The 4,642-nt window shown below is 51.0% G+C and carries 3 protein-coding genes; 1 reads left to right on the top strand and 2 read right to left on the bottom strand.

Features of this window, described 5'->3' with window-relative positions; all coding sequences use genetic code 11:
- The first annotated feature begins 63 nt into the window (after positions 1–63).
- Entirely contained in the window at positions 64–669 is a 606-nt protein-coding gene (locus CAG65_RS21480; protein ID WP_161454924.1) for a short chain dehydrogenase, read from the top strand.
- Positions 670–841: 172 nt separating this feature from the next.
- On the opposite strand, the gene CAG65_RS21485 is transcribed toward CAG65_RS21480, so the two are convergent.
- Positions 842–1,198 carry a hypothetical protein gene (locus CAG65_RS21485; RefSeq protein WP_161454925.1) on the bottom strand — a complete coding sequence of 119 codons (357 nt, stop codon included), beginning with the start codon at positions 1,196–1,198 and terminating at the stop codon, positions 842–844.
- Between the two features lie 8 nt (positions 1,199–1,206).
- The gene (locus CAG65_RS21490) at positions 1,207–4,632 is read right to left on the bottom strand and encodes a conjugal transfer protein TraG N-terminal domain-containing protein (RefSeq protein ID WP_161454926.1); all 3,426 of its coding nucleotides are present in this window, start codon (positions 4,630–4,632) and stop codon (positions 1,207–1,209) included.
- Positions 4,633–4,642 lie beyond the last annotated feature (10 nt).

The following is a 4,642-nucleotide window of genomic DNA, read 5'->3' on the forward strand; positions in this document are numbered from 1 at the left end:
ATTTGTTTTACTCAATCACTAACATAATTCCTGTAAAAACCAACCAGAGAGATGGAGTAAGTCATGAAAACAGTAATTCTAATTGGTGCTTTGGGTAAGATGGGACAAGCGGCTTTAACGGGGTTAAGTAATCATAAAGTTATTACCGCAGGCCGCTCAGGAAATGTAGACCATGTTGTTGATATTACGGATGAAAACTCGATTCGAGCACTATATGAAAAAGTTGGTCACTTTGATGCTGTCGTTAATACGGTGGGTTTTTGTGAGTATGCAACGTTTTCTGAAATGAGTGAGTCACAATGGATGACCACGGTGATGAGCAAAATGATGGGACAAATCAACCTTGTTCGTATTGGCCAAGAGTACATCGCAGATAAAGGTTCTTTCACTCTAATCAGTGGCATCTTAAACGTAAAACCTATCCCTTTCGCCATTGCTGATGCAACAACAAGCGGCGCTATCGATACCTTTGTTAAGTGTGTTGCTCACGAAATGCCACGCGGTACACGCATCAACGTTGTGAACCCGACAGTCTTGGAAGAAGCATGGGACGTTTATGGTGAAATGATGCCAGGTTTTGAGCCAGTACCAGGTAAACTCGTTGGTAAAGCGTTTGAGCGTTCCGTTGACGGTTTTATCAATGGCGAAGTACTGTTCGTTGATGCTTAACGGTTTCCAATTGAGAAGCACGCCTTTCACAGCGTGCTTCTTTTTGTAAATAGAGTATTTACGTTAACAAGCTTTAGGGCATTTTCATGTTAGAAACGGCAGCATCTGCCCGATGTAAACACTGCCATTTTAGTATGGAACTTATTACTCTCCCGCACTTCCCCGCCGGTGATTAATCTTCAACTCGAAGGATGAGTTTGCCTTCCCTGCAAGCCAGTACAGGGCGGCGCTGGGCTCGACTGAGCGTTCCCCTCAATAAATACGGACAAATACCGGTTTCCTTACTGGCGACCTTTAAGGCTTCAGCACTGGTCACTAGGGCATCACCAGTTCGCTCCACTGGAGTTACAAACCAATCCCCGTGGCCTTCCAGTATCATCAGTTTCAGTGTATTTATAACCAAAATTGGAGTGATAGGACCGCAGACTTCATAAGCTTCCGACAGGTTATCCATGCTTTCCCATACTTGTTCAAGTTCGTCCAGAAGCTGGCGTTCCCGAAGTTTCAATTGGACCAGTGCTGTATTCATGAACCACCTCATTGCTTAACTGCAAAGTAACGTGAAACAGGTATCAAGTAGCCTCCAGCCTGTTCACGCCCTGCTCCTGCGGATGCTTCGATGATATCTGCCGTTTTGTTAGCTAATTCATCATCTCCCATCTCCTGCCGAAGCTGTTCTCGATATACTTCTTCGTTTCCATCACTTGCTCCCAAAATGGAAGAAGCAAATAGTTGTGCCGCAGCCTCCGAATGAAGACCATGTTCTTGTATCGCGGTCTGCATGGCCAAATTGCGGAACTCATCTCCGTACTGCTGAACAAAGGCCTGCGCATGCTCTACACCTGCTTCGCTCGCACTAGCAAACGCTGCCGCGAAGAACATACCACGCTCGCGAACCGACATGCCCTTGGCCGCCTCGGATAGGTCCGATTTCCCGGTGAGCCATTCCTTGGCCGCATAGAAACCGGAAACGCCTGCTCCGATAATGTCCCTACCCAGGTTGGCCGCACCAGTAGCCAGGAATCCAGGCAGGCCATACTGATCTTTGATGTACTGATCTCCCTTGTGTGCGTCGGCAATAAACTGATCGCGCTGCTCGGGCGTCATCCGTGCCAGTTGGTTCATCGAGTTGGCAAAGTCATTTGAGAACCCATCCATGGCCGCCCCTGAGCCGCCAACGATCTTGTCGAAGAATCGACCAGCACCTTCAGATGAGGCAAAGATATTGGATGCGGTGGATGGTTCTACGTTGGAGTTCATTATCTGCGTTCTCAGTGACCCCAATCGCTCATCCTGGAACGACTCTTTTTGATTGGCATGAACGTCCTGTACTCGGCTCAAATTATTGTCATGTTGCTGGAATACGACATCCTCACCAGGCACGTGGCTTTCAGCCTGAGTGCGCTGCCCCTGCGTCATACGAGCTGGGTCTTGGAGTTTCAGAGGGTTAGAAAGACCAGTGATTGCCGGAGCTTGCTGGACAAGCAACTGGTTCTCGTTAAACCGCCCCACCCCCTGGGTGACGACACTACCTGTAGCAGCCGAGATGGCCTCAGCCGCAACAGTCTGCTCGGCTCCCTTGCCGGAGTTCAAAAGCGCGTAAATTTGCCCACCGGCTAACGCCTGCGCGGAATCCATTCCCAATGCCTGATAGAACCGTGCTTTTTCGGCAGCGGCCTGACGAGTCTCCGGCGACGCCATACGCATTCCATTCTGTAACACGGTGCTTGCGGCTGGACTACCAACGGTAGAGGCGGCCAATGCCCGCATATCCATTTGACTGGCCGTGCCAATTGAGCTCTGAGCGGAGGAAAGGCGTTGATATGTATTTTGAGCGCTAACCGCTTGTGTCGCAGACTGGGTAAGTTGCTCTCGTTGTTCCTCACCCAATGAATTGGTGAATCGCTGACCCGCTTCGGTGTTAGTCTGACGAGCAAGATCCCGAGTCAACGCGGCGGAATCATCCTTGGAAAAGCCCAAATTCTTTGTCAGCTTATCCAGATCCGTGGTCAGTTGCTGACGCTGATCCGTCGTCCTTGATTCAACAGACCCCGACACATCTCCCTGTACTTTCAATGGTGCGTCTTTGCCAACTGCTCCCGACGCAGTAGCGATTCGACCTATTGGCCCACCAATCACCGCAGCAAGCTTACCTGCATCAACTGATCCTGAAGCCTTCATAGCTATGGCACCAGCTATGGCATCAGTATGTGTTTCCGACAATCCGTACTGGCGTGCGTAATCCTGAGCCTGACCGTAAATTGCCTTGGCCTGACTCGAATCGGATGCCCTAAGAGTTTGGCCCAGCCCCTGCAACCTTGCGTAGCTCTGTTCAGCCGATGCCCCGGAGAAAACCGAGTTTGAGAGCTGTTCGGAGAAATTCCGCGTAGCTTGGGCTGATGCGGCCTGGCTGCTGCTAACCACCGAACTCAAGGTTTGTCCAATGTTCACCTTATCAACAAGCGACTCGGCCCCTGACGCCATGGCACCACTGAACTGGTTATACGAGAACGCTGGCTGGCCTTTCATTATCGGATCTTGCTGCAGAAGATCAGGCGTTTGCATTTTCTCGTTTACGTGGTCGCCGCCATTGATTCGTGAGGCAAGGCTGGTAAAGGCATAGGTGCTGCCAGTGACGATGAACAAGGATATGATTGGCGTAGCCGCAGCCAGCATCCCGCCCGTTGCGATCCAGTGTTGCAGCACATCACCTGTCGATGACAACGCATACATCGAGTCTAATCCGGCGCTACTCAGACTGGACATCTCCTTGGATGCCGCCGTGTGAACAAACAAGTTGATAATGGACAGAACTGGCATCCAAAGCTGAATCCAGAGGATGGTCTGTACATACTTGCCCGCCAGTTGAAGACCAAAACTCCCCATTACAATGATAAAGGCAATGATCGGAGTGATGGCGTAGATGAACCCTTCGAAGAAGGTCAACATTGGGCGAACCACCGTCATGAACATGGACTGTTCCGCCGCCCACTGGGTATTCCGCTGCTGAATAGCCTGGTTAATCATCAGCGCGGAGCCGTAGTCCTGCAAGTCCTGATAGCGACCAGCGGCAGCCTCGTAGTAAAGGGGCTCCAGCACGGCTGCCTTCAAATAATCGATGGATGATGTTGTCGAAGCTCCCATAGCTTGCAGCGAATCGCCAATTTTGGTGATGGCATCATCGCCGGCACTGGTATCGACTCCCAGCAGGTTGTTCAAGGCATCCACCACTACTGGGCTATTCAGGTTCGCCGTGGCGCTACTGATGGCAACCCATCCGTCGGTACAGGTGTAGTCGGTCCCGTCAGGATTACCCGCAGAAAGGTAAAGGCGAGTCCCATAGAGCTGGGAGTTAAACCGAAGTGCTGTCTCGGTAGGACTATTCATGAGTTCATCCAGAGACATCAGTTTAAGGTCAACCTTGGTCAGCGTGCATTCACGGATGTAGTTGTTCCAGGACAGGCGCACATCGACGTATCCACCGCCATTGGCCGCATTGAGGACGGTGAAGACACCAGTATCATAAGCTCTTCTGCGAACGTCATTCAGCAGCTTCAAAGTCTCCGAGAAGTGGCTTTCCGTAACGTTCGGTACGATGACCCCGTATCCGGTCTCGAAGAGGTTGGTAATGGTGTATCCCACATTGGAGATCATCCCGCCCGCAAAGCCAACCAATAGCGGGACGTTGGCAACAACACGAACCTCGCCAGTATAGGCGTCTTCAATGGCAACCGTCGTGGTCGGTCCAAAGGAGCAGGCATAAATGACCCAGCCCAGCAAGACCTGCTGGAAGTTGATTTGTTTTGCTCCCTGAAAAACTGACTGGATACAGATGATGAGCACGCCGAGCAGCAGGCCAATGCTGACCATTTTCTCGAAGTCCCCGGTACCAGTGATCATGGACACCGCAATCAGGATTTGCTCCAAGAATGCCGAGTCCCCGATAGAGTGGATTGTAAACATAGGCTTATTC

The sequence above is a fragment of the Vibrio sp. V39_P1S14PM300 genome (assembly GCF_009904765.1).
Taxonomy (GTDB): domain Bacteria; phylum Pseudomonadota; class Gammaproteobacteria; order Enterobacterales; family Vibrionaceae; genus Vibrio; species Vibrio proteolyticus.